Genomic DNA, 22,988 nt, shown 5'->3' on the forward strand with positions numbered 1-22,988 from the left:
GGGTGGCGGCGACGGGGCAGCCGCTCTTCGTCCCGCGCCTCCAGGCGGAGGACCTGCGCGATGAGCGCGTGCCGGAGGGCATGCCCTTCCTCCAGCGCTACGGGCCCCACAGCGTCATCGTCGTCCCCCTGGGCGTGCGCGGCCGGGTGCTGGGCACGCTGGGGGTGATGCGCGAGGCACGGGGCCGCGAGTACTCGGTGGAGGAGCGCGCGCTGCTGGAGAGTCTGGCGGCGCGCGCGGCGTTGGCCATCGAGGACGCGCGGCTGTACGGCGCGGCCACGCAGGCGGTGAAGGCGCGGGACGAGCTGCTGTCGGTGGCGGGGCACGAGCTGAAGTCGCCGCTGAACGCGCTCCAGCTCCAGATTCACCTGCTGGCGCGCATGGCCCGCGACGCCATGGCCGTGGACGGGCTGGCGGAGCGCGCGGAGCGGGCGGCGAAGGCGGGCCAGCGGCTGGGGCTGCTCATCGATGACCTGCTGGACGTGTCGCGCCTCAGCTCGGGGCGGCTGGGGCTGAAGCGCGAGGAGGTGGACCTGGCGGCGCTGACGCGCGAGCTGGTGGGCCGCATGTCCGAGGAGCTGGCGCTGGCGGGCAACGAGGTGCGGCTGCTGCTGGACAGGCCGGTGTCGGGGCAGTGGGACCGGCTGCGCCTGGAGCAGGTGCTGGTGAACCTGCTCACCAACGCGGCGAAGTACGGCGCGGGTCGGCCGGTGACGGTGGAGGTGGACGCGGTGGGCCCGGTGGCGCGGCTGTCCGTGCGCGACGAGGGCATCGGCGTGTCGCCGGAGGAGCAGGGGCGCATCTTCGAGCAGTTCGAGCGCTCCGCGTCGGTGCAGCACTTCAAGGGCCTGGGCCTGGGCTTGTGGATTACCAAGCGCATCGTCGAGGCCCACGGCGGCCGCATCCACCTGGCGAGCGAGCCGGGCAAGGGCTCCACCTTCACCGTGGAGCTGCCCCTGCCAGCGTGAGCGTCTGGACAGCCCGCACTCGCTGCGCTCTGGTTCCGCGGATGAAGACGCGCGCACTCCACCGACTGGCCCTGCTCGCCGCCGTGCTGGCCATGGCCGCCCCGGGCTGCCGGCACGCGCCCGCGCTGGAGCCGGGCCTGGACGCGGATGGGGACGGCGTCCGCAATGGGGAGGATGCCTGCCCCACCATCCGCGGGCTCGCGAGGCTCCAGGGCTGCCCCGCGAAGGACACGGACGGGGACGGCGTGGAGGACGCGCTGGACACGTGCCCGCGTCGCGCCGGGCCCGCCTCGCGGGACGGCTGCCCCATCCGCGACTCGGACGAGGACGGCGTGGAGGACGCGAAGGACGCCTGCCCGCGGGTGTTCGGCCTGCTGGAGCGGCGAGGCTGCCCCGTCGACGACCCGGACCGCGACGGGGTGGAGGGCGCGGCGGACAAGTGCCCGGAGGAGCCCGGCCCCGCCTCGCGCGAGGGGTGCCCCGTCCGCGACGCGGATGGGGACGGCGTGCCGGATGAAGAGGACGCCTGTCCCGACGAGGAGGGCCTGCCCTCGCTGCGGGGCTGCCCGGAGCGGGACGTGGACGGCGACGGCGTGGCGGACCACCGGGACAACTGCCCGCGCGAGCGGGGCGCGCTGGACAACCAGGGCTGCCCGGCGGCGCGCAAGCAGCGCGTCGTCATCCGCCCGGACCGGCTGGAGCTGCTGGAGCGCATCACCTTCGCGCCCGGCACCGCCACCCTCCAGCCGCGCGTCCAGCCGGCGCTCGACAACGTGGCCGAAGTCCTGCTGCTGCACCCGCGGCTGGGCGTCATCGCCATCGAGGGCCACACCGACAACCGCGGGGAATCGGACGTGCAGCGGGAGGTGACGCTGGCGCGCGCGGAGGCGGTGCGGGACTACCTGGTGGCGCGGGGTGTCCCGCCGGACCGGCTGGAGGCGTGGGGGTTCGGCCCGGACAAGCCCGTCGAGTCGAATGAGACCTCCCACGGACGCGAGGCCAACCGCCGGATGGACCTCCGGGTGGTGGCGCCGCGCGGGCGTCCATGAGTCCCGGGCTCCCCGTGGGTGGGGGGTGTGGGGTACGCTCGCCCACCATGAGTGCTCCCAGCCCCCTGTTTGGTGACTTGCTGCTCAAGCTGGGGATTGTCTCGCCCAGCCAGGTGCAGGAGGCGCTCGCCCTCCAGGCCCTCACCGGGCAGCGCGTGGGGGAAGCCCTCATCTCCCTGGGCTACGTCACGCGGGAGCAGATTCAGGACGCGCTGGGAGAGGCGCTCGGGCTGCACCAGGACAAGAGCCCCCTGCAGCCCGCGCTGGGCGAGCTGCTGGTGGGGCTCAAGTACGTGACGCTGGCGCAGCTCGACGAGGCGCTCGCGCGTCAGCGCCGCGACGGCCGCAAGCTGGGCGAAATCCTGGTGGAGCTGGGCCACTGCACCTACAAGCAAATCTACGAGGCGCTGGGGCTGCAGAACCGCATCGCCGGGCGGCAGGATTTGCCGCGTCCCTCCTCCGACGGCCGCCGCCGCGTGGTGGTGGTGGACGACAGCCCGCTGGCCTGCGCCTTCGTGCAGGAGGGCCTGGTGGCGCTGGGCTACGAGGTCCTCTGCTTCCAGGACCCGTTCGAGGCCCTGGAGAGCATGGGCCGCATCCAGCCCGTCATCGTCCTCAGTGACCTGGAGATGCCCGGCCTGGACGGCGTGGAGCTGTGCCGCCGCCTGAAGGAAGGCCCCAGCCACGCGGTGCCCGTCATCATCCTCACCGCCAACGACGTGGAGGCGGAGCGCGTGCGCGGCCTGCGCGCCGGCGCGGATGACTACGTCAACAAGTCCGCGTCCATGGACGAATTGGCCGCGCGCATCGAAAGCGTGGTGCGCCGCACGGGCGAGACGGAGCGCATGCGCAAGCTGTTCGCGCGCTACACGTCCGACGCGGTGGTGGAGGAAATCCTCAAGAGCGCGGACGCGGTGGTGCTCACCGGCGAGAAGCGCGAGGTGACGCTGCTGTTCGCGGACCTCCGCAACTTCACCGGCCTGGCGGAGAGCCTGCCGCCGGAGCAGGTGGTGGGGGTGCTCAACCAGGTGCTCGGGCGGATGTCGGACGCGGTGCTCACCTGCGGCGGCACGCTGGACAAGTTCCTGGGTGACGGGCTGATGGCCGTCTTCGGCGCGCCGGTGGCCCGTCCGGATGACGCGCTGCGTGCGCTCCAGTCCGCGAAGATGATGATGGATGCGCTGACGGACCTGCGCATCGAGGCGGAGGCGGAGTGGGCGGCGGGCGGGCGCGAGGGCCAGCCGCTGGTGCTGGAGCTGGGCGTCGGCATCAACTCGGGCGTGGTGGTGGCGGGCAACATCGGCAGCACGGTGCGCGCCGAGTACACCTGCATCGGTGACGCGGTGAACGTGGCCGCGCGGCTGTGCTCGCTGGCGGGCCCGGGGGAAATCCTGGTGGGGGAGCGCACCCGTGAGCTGGTGGACGCCAACGAGACGGCCTTCGAGGACCTGCCTCCCGTGCGGCTGAAGGGCAAGCAGCAGCCCGTTCCACTGTTCCGTGCCCTGTAAGGGGTGAAGTCCACGCGCGCCTCGCGAGCGGAAAGGGGCTATAGGAAGGTGTCATGAACGCCTCGTCTGACGAGCCCCCTCCGTCCCGCCGCTCCCCCGTGCTGTTCGTGGGGCTCGTCTTCGGACTCGGGTTGGTGGTCGCCGTCCTGGTGGGCGCGCTGAGCGGCTCCAAGGCCGTGCACGCCGACCGCATCCACCAGGACTTCGCCGTGCTGGAGGAGGCCCTGGGCCGCTACCTCGCGGACAAGGGGAGCCTGCCGGAAGACGCGGACGTGGAGGCGCTGCTGGTGCCCGCGTACCTGCCCTCCGTGCCGCTGGACCCGTGGGGCCGGGTGTACCGCTACACGAGCAACGGCGAGGAGGTCTTCCTGGCCACCTTCGGCAAGAGCGATGACCGGGGCGGCTCGGGCGAGGAGCAGGACCACACCAACCACGACGGGCACGCCGCGCCCAAGGTGGCGCGCTAGCGCACGCGCCGGGCGGGCAGGCGCTGGGGCGTGTCCATGCCCCGCGAGCCCACGTCCGCGGTGTGCGCCGGGCCCTGGAGCGAGCCAGCGTGGCGCGGGTGCCCGCTCCCTGGCGTCGCCATGGCCATCGTTTCCTTCACGGGGAAGGGTCTTCCCGAACCTGGAGGGCAGCCATGGCCATCGTGTGTGTCACCAACCTGTCCCCTGAGTCCCTCGCGGCGGCCCACGTGGCGGCGGCCGTGGCGGGACGGCTGCAAGAGCCGCTGCTGCTCCTGGGCGTCGCGGAGGGCGACGCCTTCCTCGACGACGGCTCCAGCGCGTTGACGCTCACCCAGCAGCGGTTGGAGGCGGAGGCTGCGCGGCTCGAGGCGCTCGCGCGGGTGGTGCGCTACCGGCTGCAGACGGGCACCCCCGCCGACGAGGTGCTGAGCGACGAGGAGTGCCGGCAGGCGCGGTGGATTGTGGTGGCCGCGTCCGGCTGGCGCACCTCGGCGTGGCGGCGGGCCACGGTGCCCGAACGCCTGTCCCGCTACGGCTGCGCGCCGGTGCTGGCCGTGCGCAGCGACACCGCGTTGACCGACTGGGCCAGGGGCCGCAGGCGGCTGCTGGTGCTGGTGGGCGTGGACCCCGGCTCTTCCACCACGGGCGCCGCGGTGGCCTTCCTGCGCGAACTGCGCCGGGTGGGGCCGTGTGACGTGCTGGCCACCTACGTGTGTTCGCCCATGGACGAGCGGGAGCGGCTGGGCATCCACAGCCCCGTGCACGTGGAGCTGCTGGAGCCAGGGCTGCAGGACATGGAGGCGCTGGACCCCATCGTGGAGCGCGTGCTGCAACGCGAGGTGCGCGAGCAGGTGGGCGAGCTCGTGGGCGAGGGCAGCGTGGAGGTGGTGCTGGAGCCCGGCTTCGGCCGTCCGGCGGACCACCTGATGCACGTGGCGCACACGCGCGGCGTGGACCTGATGGTGGTGGGCACGCACCAGCGCAGCGGGGTGAAGCGGCTGTGGCACGGCTCGGTGTCCGCGGGCGTGCTGCGGCACGCGGCGCACTCCGTGGTGTGTGTGCCGCCCATGGTGCAGGCCCGGCGCGCGGACCGCGCGCCGCGCAGCGTGCTGGTGCCCGTGGACTTCTCCGAGGCCAGCGCCAAGGCCATCTTCCAGGCGCGCACGCTGGTGGGGCCGGGGGGGCGGGTCCACCTGCTGCACGTCCACCGCCGCAAGCTGGAGGACCGCGGCTTCGCGGACCACTACGGCGTGCTGCCCGAGCCCGTGAGGGACCGGGAAGGGGTGCTCCAGCGGCTGTGGGCGCTGGTGCCGCGCGACGAGACCGCCCAGGCCGTGCGCTGGAGCGTGGAGGGGGTGACGGGCGAGGACGTGACGCTGGCCATCTGCCAGGCCACGGAGCGCGAGGGGGTGGACCTGGTGTGCGTGGGGACGTCCCTGGAGCCCTCGCGGCTGCGGGACGCCCTGGAGGGCGAGGTGGCCCATGAGCTGGTGGCCCGCTGCCGCCGGCCCGTCATGGTGGTGCCCTCCGCCTGAGGCAGGTGTTCCAGACAGCGGGAACACCTGTCATTACATGAAAGGATTATCAGGTGGTGCCGGCTCCGACGTGCCCGAAAGGGCACGTCTGGATTAGCATCTAGAAATCACGCATTTCCAGACGCAGGGGGGCCGCCGGTGACACCGCAGGGTTATCGTGAAGTGGAGCTCGTCTGTAACCGTTCCTCGCTGCTCCTGCATGGGGGCACGGAAGAGGAGCGGCGCAGCTGGGCGCAGGAAGCCGCGCGCAACTTCAACGTGGAGCTGGCGGAGGTGCGGCAGGCGGCGGAGCTGCCGCAGGCGCTCCGGCAGCCCAACGGGGTGGTGTTCATCCCGGACGTGGCGAAGCTGGGGCGGGACGCGCAGTTCGTCCTGCTGCAGTGCCTGCGGACGCAGGAGGAGCGGCCGAAGCTGGTGCTGGGCGTCTCCGGCTCGGCGGACGCGGCCCTGGCGCGCGGCACGCTGCGCGAGGACCTGCACTACCGCCTGCACAAGGCCCAGGTGGACCTGCAGAAGGACGGGCTGCGGGACGTGTTGAAGCACCGCTGGGCACAGCAGGCCGAACAGCTCGCGCTGAAGGCCGCCGTGGCCCGCGCCGCCGAGGAAGCGGCCCGCGAGGCGGCCATTGCCCGGCGTCCGGGCACGGTGACGCGCATCGCTCCCAAGCAGAAGAAGGTGAGCGGCGGCGCGCGCGCGAAGGCCGTGTCCAGGAACGCCGCCCGCTGAGGCCTCGCCTCAGTGCCGGTGCTTCTGTCCGCGCTTCGTCTTGGTGGCGGGGCGCGCCTTCTTCGCGGCGCCGCGCCTGGCGGCGGCGGCCTGGGCGGGCACGGACTTGCGGCCCACCGGGTTGCTCGCTCCCGCCGCGGAGGCCGTCTTGGCGGACGGTGACTTGCGGCGCGCCGGCGTCTTCGTGGGCTTGCCACTCTCGATGACGCCGCGGGCCGCCTTGGCCGTGCCCCGCGTCCCCGCCGACTTCACGCGGCCTCGGGTCGGCGTGCCCCGAATCCTGGACTGGAGGTTGGCTACCCCCCGAGCCGTCACCACCGCGGTGCCCAGGAGGACCCGCGCTCCGCGCGTGCCGGCCTCGACGGCCACCTCCTTCACCCTGTCCACCAGCCCCCGCTTGGAAATCGCCATGGCGTGCCTCGTCTCTCTGGCTGTCCTTCGCTGCCGCCAAAGGTAGTCACGGGCACACGGGCGTGAAGCCGTCTCCCCCGCTCCGGCCCCCGCATTCCAAGGTGGGCGGGAATGTGTGAAGCGGGGAAACTGGGCTAGAGTCCGGCGCACTGTCCCATTTCCTTCTCGGAGCAAGAGCATGTCCCAGGACAACACCGGAAAGCCGAAGCGCGGCCTGAAGCGGCCCATCGAGGTCGTTCGCGCGGAGCTGCTCAAGGACCCGGAGACGAAGAAGATCGCCGAGGCCGTGAGCATGAAGCTCGAGGACTACGTGGAGCTGGTCCTCAAGTACGCCCAGGACAAGGACAAGGAGGCCGAGGTCGCCGTCATCTCCGACGAGGAGCTGCGCCGCAACGGCTTCAACCCCCTCTCCGCCGAGGAGGCCGCCAACATCCTCATCAAGGGCATGAAGGGCGAGCTGCCCGGCTCCCCCCCGGACTTCGAGGCCTCCAAGTTCACCCAGGACAAGGCCTCCACCGCCGGCAAGCCGTCCCTCACCGCCCCCCCCGTGGGCGGCGCCGCCCCCACCGGTCCGCAAGATCCTGCCGCCCGCCAGGAGCTGATGGATCAGCTCAAGAAGGGCAGCAGCGGTGGTAACCGTCCGTAATTCCTGAAACCACGGGCAGCGGCCGGAGGGGAAAATTCGACGAAAAAGGTGGGAGGAAACAATTCCCCACATGCACCGAGAATCCTTTCGAGTTTTCCTTCCGGCACAAATCTCCGCCTTCCAGGCATCTAGAATTCAAGGGGCACGACCATGGGCAGCGCACTCAAGTCCGTTACGAAGGTCATCAGCAACGTCGCCAGCACGGTGAGCAAGATTGCCGGTGGCATCGCGAACATCGGCGGCAAGGCCATGGAGTTCCTCCAGAAGCCCCTGAGCTCGCTGGTGGACCCCATCGCCAAGTTCATCGGTGAGAAGGTCGGCAAGCTGCCCCTGGTCGGCAAGTTCCTGGGCCCCACGGTGGAGAACCTGGTGAAGCAGGGCGCCTCGTCCTTCCTGGGTGAGGGCACGCTGGGCAGCCTGGGCTTCCTGTCCAAGATTGCCCCCAAGGTGCAGGACATCACCAACATCGCGCAGACGGTCAAGGGCGCGGCGGACAAGGTCGGCGCCTTCGTGGAGAACCCGCTGGGTCAGCAGAACTTCCAGAACATCATCGCGCAGAACCACGCCCGCTTCGTGGAGTGATGATCCGCGCCCCTGGCGCGAACTGGTAGCGAGCCCCAGGGCCGGTCTCCCGCGAAGCTGCGGGGCCGGCCCTTCGGCTTTGCGGGCTGGCGCGGCCACCGCCGCGGTGCTCAGTGCCCTGTCTGGGCCAGCCGGCGGGTGTCGCGGATGAGGCGCTCGGTGGAGTCGCTGTCCGCGCTGTCGTAGTAGCCGCGAATCTGCCCGGCGTCGTCCACGAGCACGAAGTGCGTCCCGTGGAAGATGGAGAGCAGGTCGTCCTCGGGCGCTCCGGGCTCACGGCCCATGCTGACCTTGAAGCCCTGGACAATGGTCTCCTTCAGCTGCTCGTAGTCGCCCGTGAGGAAGCTCCAGCGGGAGAAGTCCGCGCCGTGGCGCTCGCCATACTCGGTGAGCCGCTCCGGGGTGTCGTACTTCGGATCCACGGAGAACGACACCAGCTGGAGCCCGGCCCCGAAGGACGCGGTGGCGTCCTGCACGCCCACCATCTTCCGCGTGAAGGCCGGGCAGATGGTGGGGCAGCGCGTGAAGATGAAGTTGGCCACGAAGGGCTTGCCCCGGAGCTGGGTGCTCCCGAAGGGCTGGCCGTCATGCCGGGTGAAGGTGAAGTCCGGCAGCGCGCCCAGCTGGGGCAGGGCGCCACTGCCCTGGCCACGGATCAGCATGCTCCCCGTCGCGGCGGTGACGCCAAGCGCGGCCACGGCGACACCTGCCCAGAACCCCGGGCGCTGCGTGAGACGGGCCCCTGGGGCCGGAAGGACGGAGTCAGCGGACATGGCCCCGGAGGTAACGGAACCCCCGGAGTCACACAAGCGCGGCCGTGGGGGTGCGACATCCTGGCTGTCACAATTCCGTGATTTCAGTGATTCTGCATTAGTTTATACATAAATAACAGCTCTTACGGGGAAACATCCTCTCAGTCGTTACGAAAATGTAGGCACGTCGCCTCTCTGTTTTCAGGAGTCTGCCCCCCCGTGACGACCTACTCCGTTCGCCGTGGCGATACCCTCAGCGCGCTGGCCCAGCGCTTCAAGACCTCCGTGTCGTCGCTCGCGAAGAGCAACGGCATCTCCAACCCGAACCTCATCTACGCGGGGCAGCAGCTCCGCATCCCGGACGGCTTCGACGCGCCTCGCGCCTCGGGTGGGGGCCGGGCGGCTTCCAGCTACACGGTGAAGTCGGGTGACACGCTCAGCGGCATCGCCGGTCGGCATGGCACGTCGGTGAGCGCGCTGGCCAAGGCCAACAACATCTCCAACCCGGACCGCATCTACGCGGGCCAGCGGCTCACGATTCCGGGGACGGGCGGCGCGGCGCCGAGCAGCCCGGCGCCTTCCTCGGGCGGCGGTTCGTACACGGTGAAGTCGGGTGACACGCTCAGCGGCATCGCGGGCCGGCATGGCACGTCGGTGAGCGCGCTGGCCAAGGCCAACAACATCTCCAACCCCAACCTCATCTACGTGGGCCAGCGGCTCACGATTCCGGGCGGGGGCGGTGCGTCGCCCACCCGGCCGACGCCGAACCAGCCGCCGGTGGGGGGCGTGGGTGGCCCGAAGCCGCCGACCGGTGGCTCCGCCGGCGTGACGGTGCAGCAGCTCCGGGCGGTGATGCCCAACTTGTCCCAGGCGAAGGCGGAGCAGTACCTGCCCCACCTCAACCGGGCCATGGCGGAGGCGAACATCACCACGCCCATGCGTAAGGCGGCCTTCCTGGCGCAGCTCGCGCACGAGAGCGGCCAGCTCCGCTACATGGAGGAGATTGCCTCCGGCGCCGCCTACGAGGGGCGCAGGGACCTGGGCAACACCCAGCCGGGCGACGGCGTCCGCTACAAGGGCCGTGGCCCCATCCAGCTCACGGGCCGCGCCAACTACCGCGCCGCGGGCCAGGCGCTGGGCATCGACCTGGAGGGCAACCCCCAGCGCGCCAAGGACCCGGACGTCGCGTTCCGCATCGCCGGCTGGTACTGGTCGTCGCGCAACCTCAACACCTACGCGGACGCGGGCAACTTCCGCGAGGTCACCCGCCGCATCAACGGGGGCTACAACGGCCTGGCGGACCGCGAGATGTACTACCGCCGCGCCCAGAACGTCTTCTGAGCCCGCGCTCCCAACGCGCGGTGCGGTGAAGCGGGGACCGTGGCCAGCAAGGCCCCGGTCCCCGTCGCGTTTCGGGCGAGCCCCATCCCACTGGGGAGATGCCACGTCCAGCCGGGGCGACCACCGGACGCGCGTGGCCCCGGGAGGCACCCTGGTGCGCTGGCTGCATCGGACAGGCCGTTCCTTTCCGGAGCGCGTCCCCATGCCTCGTATCGATTCGTCCGGCGGTTCCTCGCTGTCCACCATCGACATCCCCGCGGAGGCCACAGCGGGGCCCCCGTCTCCGGCACGCGCCGCGGAGCCCCGCGCGCAGGCGTCCCCCCAGCGCAACGAGGTGCGCGCCTTCGACGGCTCCACCGCGAAGCCGCCGGAGCCCCCGGCTCGCGGAGCCACACCCGCGGATGCGGGCCCTGCCCGGTCCGCGGGGGAGCTGGCCGTGCTGGGAGGCTGGTCGCGCCCGGACGTCCTCGAAGGCCTCCGCGCGCGCCTGACGCGGGGCCTGGAGAACTGGACCGTCGGCGCCGATGACGTGCGGGCGGTGCACACCACGCTGGGAAGTCTCCCGGCGGGCACCTACCGGGCCGCGCTGGAGCATTTGCAGCACGGCGGCCTGCTGGACGCATACGTGAAGGCGCAAGACGCGGGCTCGCGGCTCGCGTTCCTGGAGCAGGCGGAGTCGAAGGGCGTGCTCCAGCGGCGCAACGGGGAGTCAGGCCCGGTGGGCCCCCTGGGCTACCCGGCGGTGCCGGACGTCTTCGTCAACGAACGGCGGCTGCCGGGGGCGATGCGTGACGCGGTGAACGCACACGCCATCGACGCGGGCGCGGGTTTCTACCGGGCGCACGCCGAATACCTCGGCCGGTATGCCCGCGCCGTGGATGGGGCCCAGAGCCTCCAGGAGCTGGGCGCGCTGGGGCCGCCACGCGCCGCGCACCTGCCCGCATCCCTCCTGGGCCTCGAGTGGAAGGACCCGTCGCGGCGGGACTACGAGGCGGCCTGGAAGGCGGGCATCGGCCAGCCGAAGACACTCAACCTGCCGCTGCAACACGTCAGCGCCCGGCAGCGGGAGCTCTCCGGGGAGCGCGCCGCGGGGACGGTGCAGCTCCACGGCAAGGTGGGCGTCAGCAGCGAGCGCGCCCAGTGGAGCGCGAAGGCGGCGCTCGACACCCGGGGACACGGGGCGCTGAAGGGGGACGTGGGCGTCGCCGCGCGCGCGGGCCCCGTGGGCGTCGAGGTGTCACATGACAGCTCGGGCGAGACGGAGGGCAAGGTCAAGGTGAACCTGGGACTCGTGGAGCTCAGCCTGGCCTCGGACGGCGAGCAGCGCGTCGCGGTGGGCGTCGGCACGCTGTTCCAGGTACAGGCGACGCTCAACTCGAGGAAGGCGGAGCTCGGGGGCGGCGTGTCCGCGAAGCTCAAGGCGGATGGGAGCCAGGCCAGCGTCGAGGCGGGCTTCTCCATGAAGGGGCTGACGGCGGAGCGGGCTCGGCAGGCCGTCGACCGCGAGCACCGGGGCGTCTTCCATCCGCCGGCCGAGCTGGCATCCCGCACGACGTGGGACGCGCTGCCTGAGTCCACGCGAGCGGCCTACGCGAAGGAAGGGTGGAATCGGGAGGCGTGGACCCGGGCCTTGCCGCGCTGAGGCCACGGACCTGGTCAGACGTGCGTCCACCACCGGGCCCTGCGGCGAGTCCCCCGCGCGACCGCCCGGAGAGCGAGGCGCCGGGCCCTTCTGGAGGGCCATGTCCCGAAGGCGTGCGCACCCTTCCCCTGAGTGACTCTCTCACGAGGAGCGAGGCAGCGCATGGCGATGGAGCGAGCGCAGCGGTTCGTGGATGCACTGGCGAAGCTGGAGAAGGAAGGCGACATGGAGGCCCTCGTCTCCCTCTTCAGTGACGACGCGCAGGTGAGCAACGTGGCCTCGCCGCAGGTCTTCTCCGGCCAGGAGGGCGCCCGGCGGTTCTGGCGTGAATACAAGGGCACGCTGCAGCGCGTGGAGTCCACCTTTCGCAACATGATTGAGGCGGGCTCCCGCGTCGCGCTCGAATGGGAGACGCAGGGCACCGCCCACAACGGCGCGGCGGTGGCCTATGAGGGCGTGTCCATCATCGAGTGGGATGGCGACCGGATCCGCCGCTTCTACGCGTACTTTGATCCGCACGCACTCGGCCTGGAGCTGACCGCCGGCAGCGCGCCGCGCACGGAAGTCCCCGCCACCACCCCCGCGTGAGGCGTGCGGCCGCCCCGCCCGGGGCGTCGATTTGTTCCCTGTGAAGTGAGCCGCCGGGCTCGCCAGCCCGGTCGCGCCCTCCACCCCTGGCCGTTGCCCGACACTGGGCCGTGACCTTCAGACACCTCCCGATTCCCAAGCGCGGACGCTACCGTCAGCCGCCGCGTCCCCGGACTGCCGACGCTGTCCGGATAGGGATCGCGGAAAATGATGCCGGTCCGCCGATTTTTAGGCGGTACCGTTCGACGCGGTGCGTTTCCCGGAAAGCCCGGACGCGCTAGCGTTTGCTCCGTCCTCGGAGAAGGTGGGTGGGTGATGGTGTGGCGGAGGACACGAGCTCGGATGACCGGTCCTGACCCGGCAGTTTGCCTTGCGTCTACACGGAAAAGCCTGATGACCCGCTTCGCTGCCTTCTTCATCGTCCTGTCGCTGATTGCCGCACCCCAAACCGCCTGGGCCCAGCAGCGCCAGACCGAGTCCGCGAAAAAGACCCGGGCGGTGAAGTCCTCCTCCAAGACGAAGGCCACGAAGGCGAAGGCCACGAAGAGGAAGGCGGCGAAGCCGACCAGGGCCACGTCGAAGCGCAAGCCCGCGAAGAAGGCCAAGAAGGCCGCGCCGGCCGTGGACGCCCCGGAGCTTCAGCCCGCCCAGCCCATGATGCAGGTGGAGCCCGCCAGGCCCCTGTCTCCGACGGACGACGCGCCTACCGTCCAGAAGGAGTCCGGCGCCGCGGCGGAAGGGGGGGACTCGCTGGACTTCGACCTGCTGGAGCCCGCCGAGGCCGCGGCCGCCGCGCAGGTGGACCCGGAATTGGAGAAGCGCATCGGCCGGCGCCGCACCATGCTCAAGCTGCACCAGGGCCTGGGCTTCGCGATGGCCGCCGGCCTGGTCGGCACCACGGTGGTGGGGCAGCTCCAGTTCAACGACTCGTTCCGCGGCGGCGGTGATGACCGCAACCTGCTGGGCCTGCACCGGGGGCTCGCCATTGGCACGTCGGCGCTGTTCGCCACCGTGGGCCTGCTGGGGGTGCTGGCGCCGGAACCCTTCGAGAAGGAGACGTTCCAGTGGGACACCATCACCGTCCACAAGCTGTTCATGGCGCTCGCCACCGTCGGCATGGTGGCGCAAATCGTCCTGGGCATCATGGCCACGGACCGCTTCGGCCGGCTGTCGGAGACGGACCTGGCCACCGCGCACCAGATCTCCGGTTACGTGACGCTGGGCGCGGTGTCGGCCGGCGTCTTCACGCTGTTCTTCTGAAGCGCATGCCTTTCGTAGTGGTTCCCTGGAGGTTGACGTGATTGCTCGACGAATCGCCCTGCTCGCCACCCTGGTGCTCGCGCTGCCCGCAGTCGCGCAGTCGCAGGCCCGCACGTACAGCGTCAAGAAGGACGCCAGCTCGCTCACCTACAAGCTCAAGCACAAGCTGCATGAGGTGGTGGGCAAGGCGCCGCCCAGTGACGGCAAGGCCCGCCTGCTGCCGGACGGCACGCTCCAGGTGGCGGTGCGCGCCAACGTGAAGGACTTCGATTCGGGCAACGCCAACCGCGACGCGCACATGATGGAGACGACGGACGCGGCGAAGTTCCCCATCATCGACTTCAAGGGCGTGGCCACCGGCGTGAAGCCGCCCACCAGCTTCCCGGCGAAGGTGCCGGTGAAGGTGAAGGGCCAGCTGACGTTCCACGGCGTGAAGAAGACCGTGGAGATTCCGATGACGGTGCTGTTCAAGTCGGAGAAGGAGGCGGTGGCCGAGGGCAGCTTCGACATCAGCCTGGATGCCTACAACGTCAACCGCCCGTCGCTGCTGATGGTGAAGGTGGACGACGTCCTGGTGCTGGAGCCCAAGCTGGTATTCGAGGTGGAGGGTACGTGAGTTCGACGCGACGAGGATTCCTCAAGGGCATTCTGGGAACAGGCGCGGCGAGCGCGGCGGCGACGACGCTGCCGGGCTGCGCGCCGGACATCAACCCCGCTCCGGTGACGGACGTCACGGCCAGCGATGCGGGAACAGTGGACATCCTGGTGTCGCGCTATCCGGATTTGGAGCCCGTGGGCGGCGCGTTGACGGTGCGCGTCCCGGGTGAGCAGGTGCCGCTGCTGGTGGTGCACTCCAAGGACGACGGCGCGCCGGACGACTTCTCCGTGCTGTCGTCGCTGTGCACGCACGTCGGTTGCCCCCTGGGCTTCGACGGCAAGGACGTCATCTGCCCCTGCCACCTGTCGCGCTTCAGCGCCACGGATGGCGCGGTGCTCCAGCGGCCGGCCACCGTGCCGCTGCAGACGTTCGCGGCGGAGTACAACCCGAACACCGGCGTGCTGCGCATCAACCTGCGCGCGGGCCAGAGCGACTTCCCGCCCGCGGTGAACGGGCAGGTGGTGTTCCCGCTCAGCCAGTTCCCCCAGCTGCGGGACGTGGGCGGCTCGGTGACGGGGGTGCCGTCCGGGTACGGCAAGCGCATCTTCGTGTTCCGCTTGCAGGACGGCTCGCTGTCGGCGGTGGACTCCGTGTGCACCCACGCCTTCTGCGAGGTGAACTACCGCGAGCAGGAGGCGGACCTGTTCTGCGCCTGCCACGCGTCCATCTTCACGCGGGACGGCGCGGTGACGCAGGGCCCGGCCACGATGCCCCTCAAGAAGTTCACGGTGTCGGAGACAGGCGACTCCGTGGTGCTGACCGGCGTGGCGTGAGCCATGCGCCGGGCGCGGGTGGGCCCGACACCAGGCCCGCCCGCACCCGAAGGGCGCCGCGGCGTCGCTCAGCCGAGCCGGCTCCAGAAGGAGCGCCTGGAGGAGATGCGCTCCAGGGCTTGTTGCAGCTCCTCGTCGTGGTCGGCGCGCAGCGCGATGTCGCCCAGGGAGATGATGCCCACGACGCCGTCGTCGCGCTCCACCACGGGGATGCGGCGCAGCTGACGGCGCCCCATCAGCCCGATGACGTCATGGAGCGTGTCGTCCGGCGTGACGGCCTCCACGTCATCCGTCATCACGTCGGACGCGCGGAGTTGCTCGGGTGCGCGGCCTCCCGTGAGGGCGCGGACCACCAGGTCCCGGTCGGTGACGATGCCCACCAGCCGGCCTCGCTCGTCCACGATGGGGACGACGCCGCAGGACTCGTCCTTCATGATTTGCGCCACGTCCCGCAGCGGGCTCTCCGGGCGCGCCGTGCGCACGTTGCGCGTCATCACCTCGCGGGCCATCAGCGGCTCGTGACGCCAGCGGCCGTGGCGGGTGCGGCCCGCGACGGCGGTGTAGACCTGGCTGCTGGCGCCGTCACGCCGCGCGCCGGAGGACGAAGGCGCGCCTGCTCCAGCCCAGCGATGGGTGCTCGCCTCGTCACGGGCTGAAGCGGACGCCGCGCCTTCCCCGCGGTAGGTGCTCGCCTCGTCGCGGCCCGGGCCATGGGCAGCGCTCCGGTCCATCCGGTAGTGGGGGCGCGGGTCGCCATGGCGCTCCTCGCCGTGCAAGGCGCGCTCACGGCCATGGAAGCGCACGTCGCGGTAGGACTCTCCCTGAGGGGCCTGCGTGCGGGAGGGCTCGTCGCCACCGCCGCCGTAGCCGGTGCGGTCCCAGGACCGGTAGTCGGCGCGCTGGCGGGAGAACTCGACGTCCTGTTCCCCGGTGTCGTGCCGGGGGCCCTTGCCGCTGGCATAGTGGCTGTCCCGGTCGTCCCGGCCGTAGGGGCCGCTGCCCTCCGGGGGCGTGCCGTTCATGTCCTCGCGAGGCCCGTCATCCACCTGGGTGCGCGGCCTGGCCATGCGCATCGTCGCCGCGCGGTGGTAGCGGCCCTGGCGGGTGGAGGCCTCCTCGTCGCGGGCGGGGTTCCAGCCGGTGAGGTCGGACTCGGCGCGCTCCCGCGAGCCTGGAGGCGCCACGTCCGCCTCGCGGTGGGGTTCATCCCTGCCGTTGTCCATGCTTCTGTGGGCCATGACGCTCCTCGGGCGCAGTGGGGTTCAACCTGCAACGCTGGTGGTGAGGCCGCGCGCCTCCAAGGTGCGGGCGTCCGAGCGAGCGGGTGCCTGCCCCTCCCTGGCGCTCCTCACCCCGCCGCCAGCGCGTCTCCCAGGCGGACCAGGCCGCTGAACTCCTCCAACTCCGCGCCCGCGTCCGGCGCGGCCACCGCGAGCGTCCCGGTGGGAAGGTGCCGGGTGAGGCGGTCGAGCACGTCCTGGTGGGCCTTGGCGCGCGCCTGCTCCACCGCGGCCAGGCGTGACAGGGCCGCCACGGCGTGCTCCACGTGGCGGTCGCCGCCCGCGTGCTCCAGCAGGGCCTCGGGCGCCGCGAGCACGTCGTCATGGGCCCAGCTCCGGTTCAGCACGTAGCCCGCGAAGGGCAGGCCCCGCGCGGACAGCGTCTGGCGGAACCAGGTGGCCTCGCGCAGGGAGGCGGGCTCAGGGGACGTCACCAGCAGGAAGGCCGCGTCCGGCGAGGCCAGGCGCTGGTGCAGCCGCTCCGTGTGCAGCCGCATGCCGGAGAAGAGGCCGCCGAACGCGCCGATGAAGCCGCGCATCTCCTGCGTGAAGCCCGCGCCGAAGATGCCCGCCAGGACGCGGTCCACCACCACCTGCGCGCCGTGCCACAGCCGCCCGCCGCGCGCCCGCTTCTCCGGGCCGAACAGCGACACGATGCGCTCATCCAGGAAGCGCGCCAGCCGGCCGGGCGCGTCCAGGAAGTCCAGCGCGTGCCGGCTGGGCGGCGTGTCCAGCAGGATGAGCTCGTAGCGGCCATCCTCGAGGAAGCCGTCCAGGGCCTCGGCGGCGGCGTACTCCTGCACGCCCGCCACCAGCTCCGACAGGAAGCGGTAGAGGCGGTGGTCGAAAATCGCGCGCGCCGCCTCGGGCGTGGGCGCCAGCCGGTGCACCATGCGCTCGAAGATGGCTCGGGGGTCCAACATCCACACATCCAGGAGGCCCGGGCCCTGGCGGCCAGCGGCGAAGAGGCGCTCGGGGGGAATGGACGTGGGCTCGGGGCCGCTCTCCTGCAGCCCCATGGTCTCCGCGAGCCTGCGCGCCGGGTCGATGGTGAGCACCAGCACCCGCCGTCCCGCGCGCGCGGCGGCCACGCCCAGGGCCGCCGCCGTCGTCGTCTTGCCCACGCCGCCCGCCCCGCATAGGACGACGACGCGCTTGTCTCTCAGCAGCCGGCGCAGGTCGCCCGCGCTCACGGCGTGCGCCTCTGTGACACGCGCCAGCGCCCACCGCCTCGCGGTCCGTGGCTCACGGCAGGGCCTCCTGCCGGAGCGCGTGCTCCGGGTGAGGGGCGAAGCCCTCCGCCAGCGCCTCGACCAGCGCGGGACCGGTGGCGGGAAGCTCTGGCAGGGTGAGCAGCGGCGCGCGCAGCGTGCGCGACAGCCGGCGGGCGGCGGCCCGGGCCCGCTCCAGCCGCTCCAGCTCACGCCACCCCTGGTGCGGCCCGTGCGCGGCGAGCAGCCGGCGCACCGCGGCGCGGGACTCGGGCGTGAAGGGGTCCTCCGGCATCCGGTTGAGGACGGCCGCGGACAGGGGCAGCTCCAGCCGGCGCAGCTCGGCGGCCACGGTGAGCGCCTCGCTGACGGGCAGCGGCTCCGGCAGGCTGGTGAGGACCACCGCGGTGCGCGCCGGGTCCTGGAGGAAGTCGAGCCCCTCCCGCACGTCACGTCCGATGGGACCCCCGGGCATCAGGGACAGCACGCGCTGGGGAAGGGCGGCCAGCGCCAGCGCGTGTCCCGTGGCGGGCAGGTCGACGATGGTCAGCGGGTGGACGAAGCGCCCATCCGGTCGGGTGAGCCGGAGCAGGGCCAGCATCTGGTACATCAGCCCCATCTCCCGGAGCGCGGGCCCGGCTTCCAGGAAGCGGCGCAGGGCCCGAGTGCGCAGCGCGGCGTCGGCCAGCCAGCGCGCGGGCAGGGCGCGCTCCAGGAAGTGCCGGTGGCCCTCCGACGCGGACAGCCGCACGAAGTGGAGCCCGGGACGCACCCGCGTCACCTGGGGCCCCACCTGACGCGCTCCCACTCGCGCGGCCAGGGGCGAAGGCCCGTCCTCCTCCGGCGCCAGCTCCGCCAGCAGCACGGTGCGGCCCGCGCGCGCGGCGGCAACGGCCAGCGCCGCCGCCAGCGTCGTCTTCCCCACGCCTCCCTTGCCCGATACGAGCAGCGCACGCCTGTCCCAGAGGGCTTCGAGCACCGTCCACCGTCCTGTCGCAGCGCCCCAGGCCGCGCGCTGTCCCCGATACGGTGGGGGAGGCGACACACCAGGACAACCGAGGCTCCGGTGCGGCGCAGGCACGCGGTCGCTCGCGTGCCCGGGCGGCGCCAGCGACTACAGCGCCTCGATGACCTTCTTGATGCGCGCGAAGGCCCAGTCCAGCTCGGCCTGGGTGACGATGAGCGGCGGCGTGAGGCGGATGACGGAGTCGTGTGTCTCCTTGCAGAGCACGCCCTCCTTCATCAACGCCTCGCAGGCGGGCCGCGCGGAGATGTCCAGCGCCACGCCAATCATCAGCCCCCGGCCGCGCACCTCCACGATGTGGCGGTTCTTCAGCGTCTTCAGCATGGCCAGGAACGACGCGCCCAATTCAGCGGAGCGCTCCACCAGGCGCTCGTCGCGCAGCACGTCCAGGGCGGTGCGCGCCACGGCGCAGCCCAGCGGATTGCCGCCGTAGGTGCTGCCGTGCTCGCCGGGGCGGAGCACCCCCATCACCTCGTCATCCGCCATGACGGCGGACACCGGGTAGAAGCCGCCCGACAGCGCCTTGCCCACCACGACGACGTCCGGCCGCACGTCCTCGTGCTGGAAGGCGAACGTCTTCCCGGTGCGCCCCAGGCCCGTCTGGATTTCATCCACCATGAACAGCACGCGGTGCTGCTGGCAGAGCCCGGCCACCTGCTTCAGGTAGCCATCGCGCGGAATCAGCACGCCGGCCTCCGCCTGGATGGGCTCCATCAGGATGGCGCAGGTGTTGGGGGTGATGGCGCGCCGCACCGCCTCCACGTCGTCGTAGGGCACCACGGTGAAGCCGGGCGTGAAGGGACCAAAGCCCCGCCGGTAGCTGGGCTCCGTGGAGAAGCTGATGAGGCTGATGGTGCGCCCGTGGAAGTTGTTCGCGAAGACGATGACCTCCGCCTTGTCTTCGGGGATGCCCTTGACGGTGTGGCCCCACTTGCGCGCCAGCTTGATGGCCGTCTCCACCGCCTCCGCCCCCGAGTTCATCGGCAGCGCGCGGCTCAGGCCAGACAGCTCCCGCAGGGCCTTGTAGAGGTGGGGGAGCTGGTCATTGCGGAAGGCCCGTGACGTCAGCGTCACCTTCGCGGCCTGCTCGCGCAGTGTCTCCAGGATGCGCGGGTGACAGTGCCCCTGGTTCACCGCCGAGTACGCGCTCAGGCAGTCCAGGTACTTGCGGCCCTCCACGTCATGGACCCAGCAGCCCTCGCCCCGCTCGATGACGAGGTCCAGCGGATGGTAGTTGTGCGCGCCATACCGCTCCTCCAGGTCAATGAAGTCGCGCGTGGAGAGGGCGGGGGCGGCGTGCTCGGTGCTCATGGAACTCCCTGGGGTGTCGGGTGGCGCGAAGCAGGACCCTCGATTTCGATGAAGTCCTTCGACGTGTCCACCCTCGCATGCGCCCAGGCGGTTGTTTCGTTGAGCACCGCACCCACGCCATGGCTCGCCGCGTCAGTGGACGGACCAGCGCTCCGCGATTTCCTCGCAGGCGAGCACCACGTCGCTCAGCCGCCGGATGTGCGCCCGCGGCGCGGTGAAGACCGTCCCCGCGAAGACGTCCACCACCTGGATGAGGCGGTGGTCACACGGGCCCAGCGGGCACAGGTGCTGCTCGGTGAAGCGCTGGAGCAGCGTGCCAATGTACTGCCCTGAGCGCTCATCCAGCGGCTGGTGCTTGGAGAAATAGAGCTTCATCAAGCCCACGCGCGCGTTGCCATGTCTGTCCATGCGCTGGAGCACGACCTCCGGCCGCACGCTGATGGTGACGCCCGCCACCTCCAGCACGGGAGGCTCCGCGCCCACCGCGCTGATGAGCGTCTCCTCCAAATCCAACCAGGGCAGCAGGTCCGCGAAGCGCTCGAGCGCCTCCGAACAGAGTTGCAGCCGCTGCGCCTCGAACTCCGTCTGGGGCACGCTGCACGCGAAGCGGCGCTGGTGCTCGCGGAGGATGGACAACTCCATGCCCCGGCAGAGGAAGTCCGTAATCGCATGTGACGCCTCCGGATAGCGCAGATACTGCTGCTCCACCGGGTGCTTCTGGTCGCGGATGATGCGCTTGCGGCGCGCGGGCGTGGCGACGAGGTACTCGCCCAACTTGTTCACGGACACACGCGGCAGTTCACGGATTTCCGCCATGGAATCGCTCCCCCTGGGTGCTGGCGAATGAGCACACAGTACACAGGGGGGCTGACACGCATTGGACGGCGTGAGGGCTTACTCCCTCTGGGGTTCGCCGTCGGGGTAGGCGTTCCAGTACGTGTCGGGCAAGGGGTTGGTGCCGGCGTCGCTGCGCGGTCCATCCCCATCCCCAATCTCATCCAGGATGGCGCCGGGCGTGCGCTCCGTCGGGTCGATGGTGCGGGTGCGCACGTGAGGCGTGTCTTCAGCCGCCTCGGCGGTGTCCGCCAGGTCGCGCTCCTCTTCGCTCTCCGGAGTGGGCTGCAGCGGCTCCTGCGCGCGGCCGTAGTAATCCTCGGGTGGCTGGATGCCCGGCTGTTGCTGCTTGTCGCGCTGAGCCATGGTGGATTCCCTCCGTCACACTACGGTCGTAACGGGACAGGCCGGCGGCAACGTGCCGGCGGGCATGCAAGCCAGGAGGGCGGGCAGGCGGTCGGGATGGACGTCCCTGGCCGGGTGCGCCAAGACTGGCGGGATGGCCGAGCAATCCCAACAGACACCGTCCGCCGTGGCCGGGCCGTTGCTCCACCTGGGGTGCCAGTCCTGCGGCGCGCGCCTGGTGCTGGAGCCCGCGCTGCGGACCACGCGCTGTCCCTACTGCGCCGCGCCCGCCGTGGTGGAGCGTCCACCGGTGCCCGGTGTGCCGGAGCCCGTCTTCGCGCTGGGCTTCGCGCTCACGCATATGGCCGCGAAGGCGCATGTGGCGCGGTGGTTGCGCTCGCGCAGCCGCTTCACGCGCTCGGGCATCCGCTCCGCGGCGCCGGGCGAGGTGCGAGGCGTGTATGTGCCCGCGTACCTCTACAGCGTGCTGGCGCAGGCGCGCTACCGCGCCTCCATTGGGGAGGACTACCAGGAGACGGAGACGTACACGACGACGGAGAACGGGAAGACGGTGACGCGCACGCGCACCGTGACGCGCACGGAGTGGCGCCCGCTGGAGGGGGAGCTCTCCAGCTACGTGGCGGACGTGCTCGTCACCGCGTCCAAGGGCCTGGACAACGCGGAGCTGGAGGCGCTGGAGCCCTTCGACCTGCGCGGCCTGGCTCGCTACACCCCGGCGCTCATCTCCGGCTGGGTGGCGGAGGAGCCCTCGCTCACCCTGGCGCAGTGTCAGGCGCTGGCCCGGAAGGAGGCGGTGGAGCGCGTGAGCGGGCTGCTGTCCCGCTTCATGCCGGGGGACTCGCACCGGAGCCTGGAGCACCAGTCCCGGCTGGACTGGGAGGCGCTCGACGTGTGCCTGCTGCCCGTCTGGGTGCTGGCGGTGAAGTACGCGAAGGACGCGCCGCCGCTGCGGGTGCTCGTCAACGGGCAGACGGGGGCCGTCCACGGCAAGGCGCCCATCTCCCCGTGGAAGGTGCTGGCCGCCGTGGTGGCGCTGCTGGCGGTGCTGGCCGTGGGCTGGCTGCTCACGGGAGGCGGGCGATGAGCGCCGAGGCGCTGAGGGTGGCGCCCTGCCAGCGCTGTGACTGCGCGCTGGAGGCGGAGGACCTGCGCTGCCCCATCTGCGGGCTGACGGCGCCGCCTCCGCCACGCGCCGCGGTGGAGCGCGCGCGGGCCCGCGTGGTGCGGTGTGACAGCTGCGGCGCGGCGGTGGAGTACTCCGTGGAGGCGAAGGCGCCCCGGTGTGACTACTGCGGCTCCGTCACCCACGTGGAGACGACGGCGGACCCGGTGGAGCAGGCGCAGCACTGGCTGCCCTTCAACGTGGACCCCGAGGCCGCGCGCGGCGCGCTGATGGGCTTCCTGGGACGGGGTGGCTTCTTCCGGCCGTCCGGGCTGGCGCAGGAGGCCTCTCTGGAGTCGCTGCGTCCGGTGTGGTGGCCAGCGTGGATGTTCGACGCGGGCGTGGACGTGAGCTGGACGGCGGACTCGAACGCGGGCTCGCGGCGCTCGGACTGGGCGCCGCACGCGGGCCGGACGCGCTTCGACTTCCAGGGCATCCCGGTGCCGGCCTCGCGCGGGTTGAAGGTGCAGGAGTGTGAGGCGCTGGCGCCCCACTACCAGCGAGGCTCCGGCCAGGACACGCCACGGGGGCCGGAAGGCGCGCACATCGAGCGCTTCGAGGCCACGCGCTCGGGAGCCCGGCGCAGCGTGCTGGGGGCGGTGGAGCGCCTGGCCCGCGAGCGCCTCCAGCAGGGCGTCATTCCGGGCTCGCGCTTCCGGAACGTCCACGTCGCAGTGGCGCTGTCCAGCCTGCGCACCCAGCGGCTGGCCCTGCCCGTGTTCGTGCTGGCTTATCGATACCGCGACAAGCCGTACCGGGTGCTGGTGCACGGGCAGGACGCGAACGTGGTGCTGGGCGAGGCGCCCATCTCCCCGTTGCGCGTGGCGGCGGTCATCCTGGCGGCGCTGCTGGTGCTGGTGGCCGTGCTGTACGGCGCCAGCGTGCTGTAGCCGG

25 protein-coding genes are annotated in these 22,988 nt (G+C 71.7%); 16 read left to right on the forward strand and 9 right to left on the reverse strand.

The genetic code is table 11. From position 1 onward, the window contains the following. The 4 genes from HV826_RS27365 to HV826_RS27380 form a co-directional block, all read left to right on the forward strand. The coding region (locus tag HV826_RS27365) for a HAMP domain-containing sensor histidine kinase (RefSeq protein ID WP_176419905.1) at positions 1-968 on the forward strand (968 nt) is incomplete at its 5' end. A gap of 41 nt (positions 969-1,009) precedes the next feature. Then, a complete protein-coding gene (locus tag HV826_RS27370; RefSeq protein ID WP_217918802.1) occupies positions 1,010-2,017 on the forward strand; it encodes an OmpA family protein in 1,008 nt (335 codons plus the stop codon). A 47-nt stretch (positions 2,018-2,064) separates the two neighbouring features. Then, complete coding sequence (locus HV826_RS27375) at positions 2,065-3,525, forward strand: adenylate/guanylate cyclase domain-containing protein (protein WP_176419907.1); 1,461 nt, start codon at positions 2,065-2,067, stop codon at positions 3,523-3,525. Between the two features lie 53 nt (positions 3,526-3,578). Further along, on the forward strand, positions 3,579-3,992 hold the full coding sequence (locus HV826_RS27380; protein ID WP_176419908.1) for a type II secretion system protein GspG: 414 nt from the start codon (positions 3,579-3,581) through the stop codon (positions 3,990-3,992). Here the strand turns inward: HV826_RS27380 and HV826_RS37480 are convergent. Next, complete coding sequence (locus HV826_RS37480) at positions 3,989-4,114, reverse strand: hypothetical protein (protein WP_255208598.1); 126 nt, start codon at positions 4,112-4,114, stop codon at positions 3,989-3,991. The two genes, HV826_RS27380 and HV826_RS37480, sit on opposite strands and share 4 nt — an antisense overlap. Before the next feature lie 51 nt (positions 4,115-4,165). On the opposite strand from HV826_RS37480, the gene HV826_RS27385 reads away from it, so the two are divergent. Then, complete coding sequence (locus HV826_RS27385; protein ID WP_176419909.1) at positions 4,166-5,527, forward strand: universal stress protein; 1,362 nt, start codon at positions 4,166-4,168, stop codon at positions 5,525-5,527. Positions 5,528-5,665: 138 nt separating this feature from the next. Continuing rightward, positions 5,666-6,253: a Fis family transcriptional regulator gene (locus tag HV826_RS27390; protein ID WP_176419910.1), complete on the forward strand. Its 588-nt coding sequence runs from the start codon at positions 5,666-5,668 to the stop codon at positions 6,251-6,253. A 9-nt stretch (positions 6,254-6,262) separates the two neighbouring features. Here HV826_RS27390 and HV826_RS27395 read toward each other — a convergent pair whose 3' ends face one another. Then, the gene (locus HV826_RS27395) at positions 6,263-6,664 is read right to left on the reverse strand and encodes a hypothetical protein (RefSeq protein ID WP_176419911.1); all 402 of its coding nucleotides are present in this window, start codon (positions 6,662-6,664) and stop codon (positions 6,263-6,265) included. A gap of 178 nt (positions 6,665-6,842) precedes the next feature. Here HV826_RS27395 and HV826_RS27400 point away from each other — a divergent pair, with 178 nt between their 5' ends. Both HV826_RS27400 and HV826_RS27405 read left to right on the forward strand, forming a co-directional pair. Continuing rightward, positions 6,843-7,310 carry a hypothetical protein gene (locus HV826_RS27400; protein WP_176419912.1) on the forward strand — a complete coding sequence of 156 codons (468 nt, stop codon included), beginning with the start codon at positions 6,843-6,845 and terminating at the stop codon, positions 7,308-7,310. A gap of 150 nt (positions 7,311-7,460) precedes the next feature. Beyond that, on the forward strand, positions 7,461-7,892 hold the full coding sequence (locus tag HV826_RS27405) for a hypothetical protein (protein WP_176419913.1): 432 nt from the start codon (positions 7,461-7,463) through the stop codon (positions 7,890-7,892). A gap of 110 nt (positions 7,893-8,002) precedes the next feature. On the opposite strand, the gene HV826_RS27410 is transcribed toward HV826_RS27405, so the two are convergent. Beyond that, entirely contained in the window at positions 8,003-8,590 is a 588-nt protein-coding gene (locus HV826_RS27410; RefSeq protein ID WP_368671001.1) for an SCO family protein, read from the reverse strand. Between the two features lie 273 nt (positions 8,591-8,863). On the opposite strand from HV826_RS27410, the gene HV826_RS27415 reads away from it, so the two are divergent. The 6 genes from HV826_RS27415 to HV826_RS27440 all read left to right on the forward strand — a co-directional run bounded on the left by HV826_RS27415 (position 8,864) and on the right by HV826_RS27440 (position 14,906). Continuing rightward, the gene (locus HV826_RS27415; protein ID WP_176419914.1) at positions 8,864-9,985 is read left to right on the forward strand and encodes a LysM peptidoglycan-binding domain-containing protein; all 1,122 of its coding nucleotides are present in this window, start codon (positions 8,864-8,866) and stop codon (positions 9,983-9,985) included. Between the two features lie 202 nt (positions 9,986-10,187). After that, a complete protein-coding gene (locus HV826_RS27420) occupies positions 10,188-11,627 on the forward strand; it encodes a hypothetical protein (RefSeq protein WP_255208179.1) in 1,440 nt (479 codons plus the stop codon). A gap of 162 nt (positions 11,628-11,789) precedes the next feature. Continuing rightward, entirely contained in the window at positions 11,790-12,215 is a 426-nt protein-coding gene (locus HV826_RS27425) for a nuclear transport factor 2 family protein (RefSeq protein ID WP_163779875.1), read from the forward strand. Positions 12,216-12,608: 393 nt separating this feature from the next. Next, positions 12,609-13,475, forward strand: coding sequence for a hypothetical protein (locus HV826_RS27430; RefSeq protein WP_176419915.1), 867 nt, complete (start codon positions 12,609-12,611; stop codon positions 13,473-13,475). 37 nt (positions 13,476-13,512) lie between these two features. Then, positions 13,513-14,091 (forward strand): YceI family protein, encoded by a 579-nt coding sequence (locus HV826_RS27435; protein ID WP_176419916.1) that lies wholly within the window; start codon positions 13,513-13,515, stop codon positions 14,089-14,091. After that, positions 14,088-14,906: a Rieske (2Fe-2S) protein gene (locus tag HV826_RS27440; RefSeq protein WP_176419917.1), complete on the forward strand. Its 819-nt coding sequence runs from the start codon at positions 14,088-14,090 to the stop codon at positions 14,904-14,906. The genes HV826_RS27435 and HV826_RS27440 overlap by 4 nt, the downstream gene beginning before the upstream one ends. A gap of 68 nt (positions 14,907-14,974) precedes the next feature. Here the strand turns inward: HV826_RS27440 and HV826_RS27445 are convergent, their stop codons facing one another. The 6 genes from HV826_RS27445 to HV826_RS27470 all read right to left on the reverse strand — a co-directional run bounded on the left by HV826_RS27445 (position 14,975) and on the right by HV826_RS27470 (position 20,932). Further along, on the reverse strand, positions 14,975-16,144 hold the full coding sequence (locus HV826_RS27445) for a CBS domain-containing protein (RefSeq protein ID WP_176419918.1): 1,170 nt from the start codon (positions 16,142-16,144) through the stop codon (positions 14,975-14,977). Positions 16,145-16,254: 110 nt separating this feature from the next. Next, positions 16,255-17,379: an ArsA-related P-loop ATPase gene (locus HV826_RS27450; protein ID WP_176419919.1), complete on the reverse strand. Its 1,125-nt coding sequence runs from the start codon at positions 17,377-17,379 to the stop codon at positions 16,255-16,257. A 52-nt stretch (positions 17,380-17,431) separates the two neighbouring features. Next, positions 17,432-18,376, reverse strand: coding sequence for an ArsA-related P-loop ATPase (locus HV826_RS27455; protein WP_176419920.1), 945 nt, complete (start codon positions 18,374-18,376; stop codon positions 17,432-17,434). A 135-nt stretch (positions 18,377-18,511) separates the two neighbouring features. Then, entirely contained in the window at positions 18,512-19,732 is a 1,221-nt protein-coding gene (gene rocD / locus HV826_RS27460; RefSeq protein ID WP_176419921.1) for an ornithine--oxo-acid transaminase, read from the reverse strand. 132 nt (positions 19,733-19,864) lie between these two features. Further along, complete coding sequence (locus HV826_RS27465; RefSeq protein ID WP_176419922.1) at positions 19,865-20,548, reverse strand: hypothetical protein; 684 nt, start codon at positions 20,546-20,548, stop codon at positions 19,865-19,867. Between the two features lie 78 nt (positions 20,549-20,626). Continuing rightward, the gene (locus tag HV826_RS27470) at positions 20,627-20,932 is read right to left on the reverse strand and encodes a hypothetical protein (RefSeq protein WP_176419923.1); all 306 of its coding nucleotides are present in this window, start codon (positions 20,930-20,932) and stop codon (positions 20,627-20,629) included. A gap of 64 nt (positions 20,933-20,996) precedes the next feature. On the opposite strand from HV826_RS27470, the gene HV826_RS27475 reads away from it, so the two are divergent. After that, complete coding sequence (locus HV826_RS27475) at positions 20,997-22,016, forward strand: hypothetical protein (RefSeq protein WP_176419924.1); 1,020 nt, start codon at positions 20,997-20,999, stop codon at positions 22,014-22,016. Continuing rightward, positions 22,013-22,984: a zinc ribbon domain-containing protein gene (locus tag HV826_RS27480; RefSeq protein WP_176419925.1), complete on the forward strand. Its 972-nt coding sequence runs from the start codon at positions 22,013-22,015 to the stop codon at positions 22,982-22,984. Before HV826_RS27475 ends, HV826_RS27480 begins: the two co-directional genes overlap by 4 nt. Positions 22,985-22,988 lie beyond the last annotated feature (4 nt).

This window comes from Myxococcus sp. AM010 (genome assembly GCF_013372585.1).
Taxonomy (GTDB): domain Bacteria; phylum Myxococcota; class Myxococcia; order Myxococcales; family Myxococcaceae; genus Myxococcus; species Myxococcus vastator.

What these genes read in the sequence shown, in the direction of transcription:
- HV826_RS27370 (WP_217918802.1), top strand. Translation starts at nt 1,010, where the DNA reads ATGAAGACGCGCGCACTCCACCGACTGGCCCTGCTCGCCGCCGTGCTG.
- HV826_RS27375 (WP_176419907.1), top strand. Translation starts at nt 2,065, where the DNA reads ATGAGTGCTCCCAGCCCCCTGTTTGGTGACTTGCTGCTCAAGCTGGGG.
- HV826_RS27380 (WP_176419908.1), top strand. Translation starts at nt 3,579, where the DNA reads ATGAACGCCTCGTCTGACGAGCCCCCTCCGTCCCGCCGCTCCCCCGTG.
- HV826_RS37480 (WP_255208598.1), bottom strand. Translation starts at nt 4,114, where the DNA reads ATGGCGACGCCAGGGAGCGGGCACCCGCGCCACGCTGGCTCGCTCCAG.
- HV826_RS27385 (WP_176419909.1), top strand. Translation starts at nt 4,166, where the DNA reads ATGGCCATCGTGTGTGTCACCAACCTGTCCCCTGAGTCCCTCGCGGCG.
- HV826_RS27395 (WP_176419911.1), bottom strand. Translation starts at nt 6,664, where the DNA reads ATGGCGATTTCCAAGCGGGGGCTGGTGGACAGGGTGAAGGAGGTGGCC.
- HV826_RS27400 (WP_176419912.1), top strand. Translation starts at nt 6,843, where the DNA reads ATGTCCCAGGACAACACCGGAAAGCCGAAGCGCGGCCTGAAGCGGCCC.
- HV826_RS27405 (WP_176419913.1), top strand. Translation starts at nt 7,461, where the DNA reads ATGGGCAGCGCACTCAAGTCCGTTACGAAGGTCATCAGCAACGTCGCC.
- HV826_RS27420 (WP_255208179.1), top strand. Translation starts at nt 10,188, where the DNA reads ATGCCTCGTATCGATTCGTCCGGCGGTTCCTCGCTGTCCACCATCGAC.
- HV826_RS27425 (WP_163779875.1), top strand. Translation starts at nt 11,790, where the DNA reads ATGGCGATGGAGCGAGCGCAGCGGTTCGTGGATGCACTGGCGAAGCTG.
- HV826_RS27430 (WP_176419915.1), top strand. Translation starts at nt 12,609, where the DNA reads ATGACCCGCTTCGCTGCCTTCTTCATCGTCCTGTCGCTGATTGCCGCA.
- HV826_RS27445 (WP_176419918.1), bottom strand. Translation starts at nt 16,144, where the DNA reads ATGGCCCACAGAAGCATGGACAACGGCAGGGATGAACCCCACCGCGAG.
- rocD (WP_176419921.1), bottom strand. Translation starts at nt 19,732, where the DNA reads ATGAGCACCGAGCACGCCGCCCCCGCCCTCTCCACGCGCGACTTCATT.
- HV826_RS27465 (WP_176419922.1), bottom strand. Translation starts at nt 20,548, where the DNA reads ATGGCGGAAATCCGTGAACTGCCGCGTGTGTCCGTGAACAAGTTGGGC.
- HV826_RS27470 (WP_176419923.1), bottom strand. Translation starts at nt 20,932, where the DNA reads ATGGCTCAGCGCGACAAGCAGCAACAGCCGGGCATCCAGCCACCCGAG.
- HV826_RS27475 (WP_176419924.1), top strand. Translation starts at nt 20,997, where the DNA reads ATGCAAGCCAGGAGGGCGGGCAGGCGGTCGGGATGGACGTCCCTGGCC.
- HV826_RS27480 (WP_176419925.1), top strand. Translation starts at nt 22,013, where the DNA reads ATGAGCGCCGAGGCGCTGAGGGTGGCGCCCTGCCAGCGCTGTGACTGC.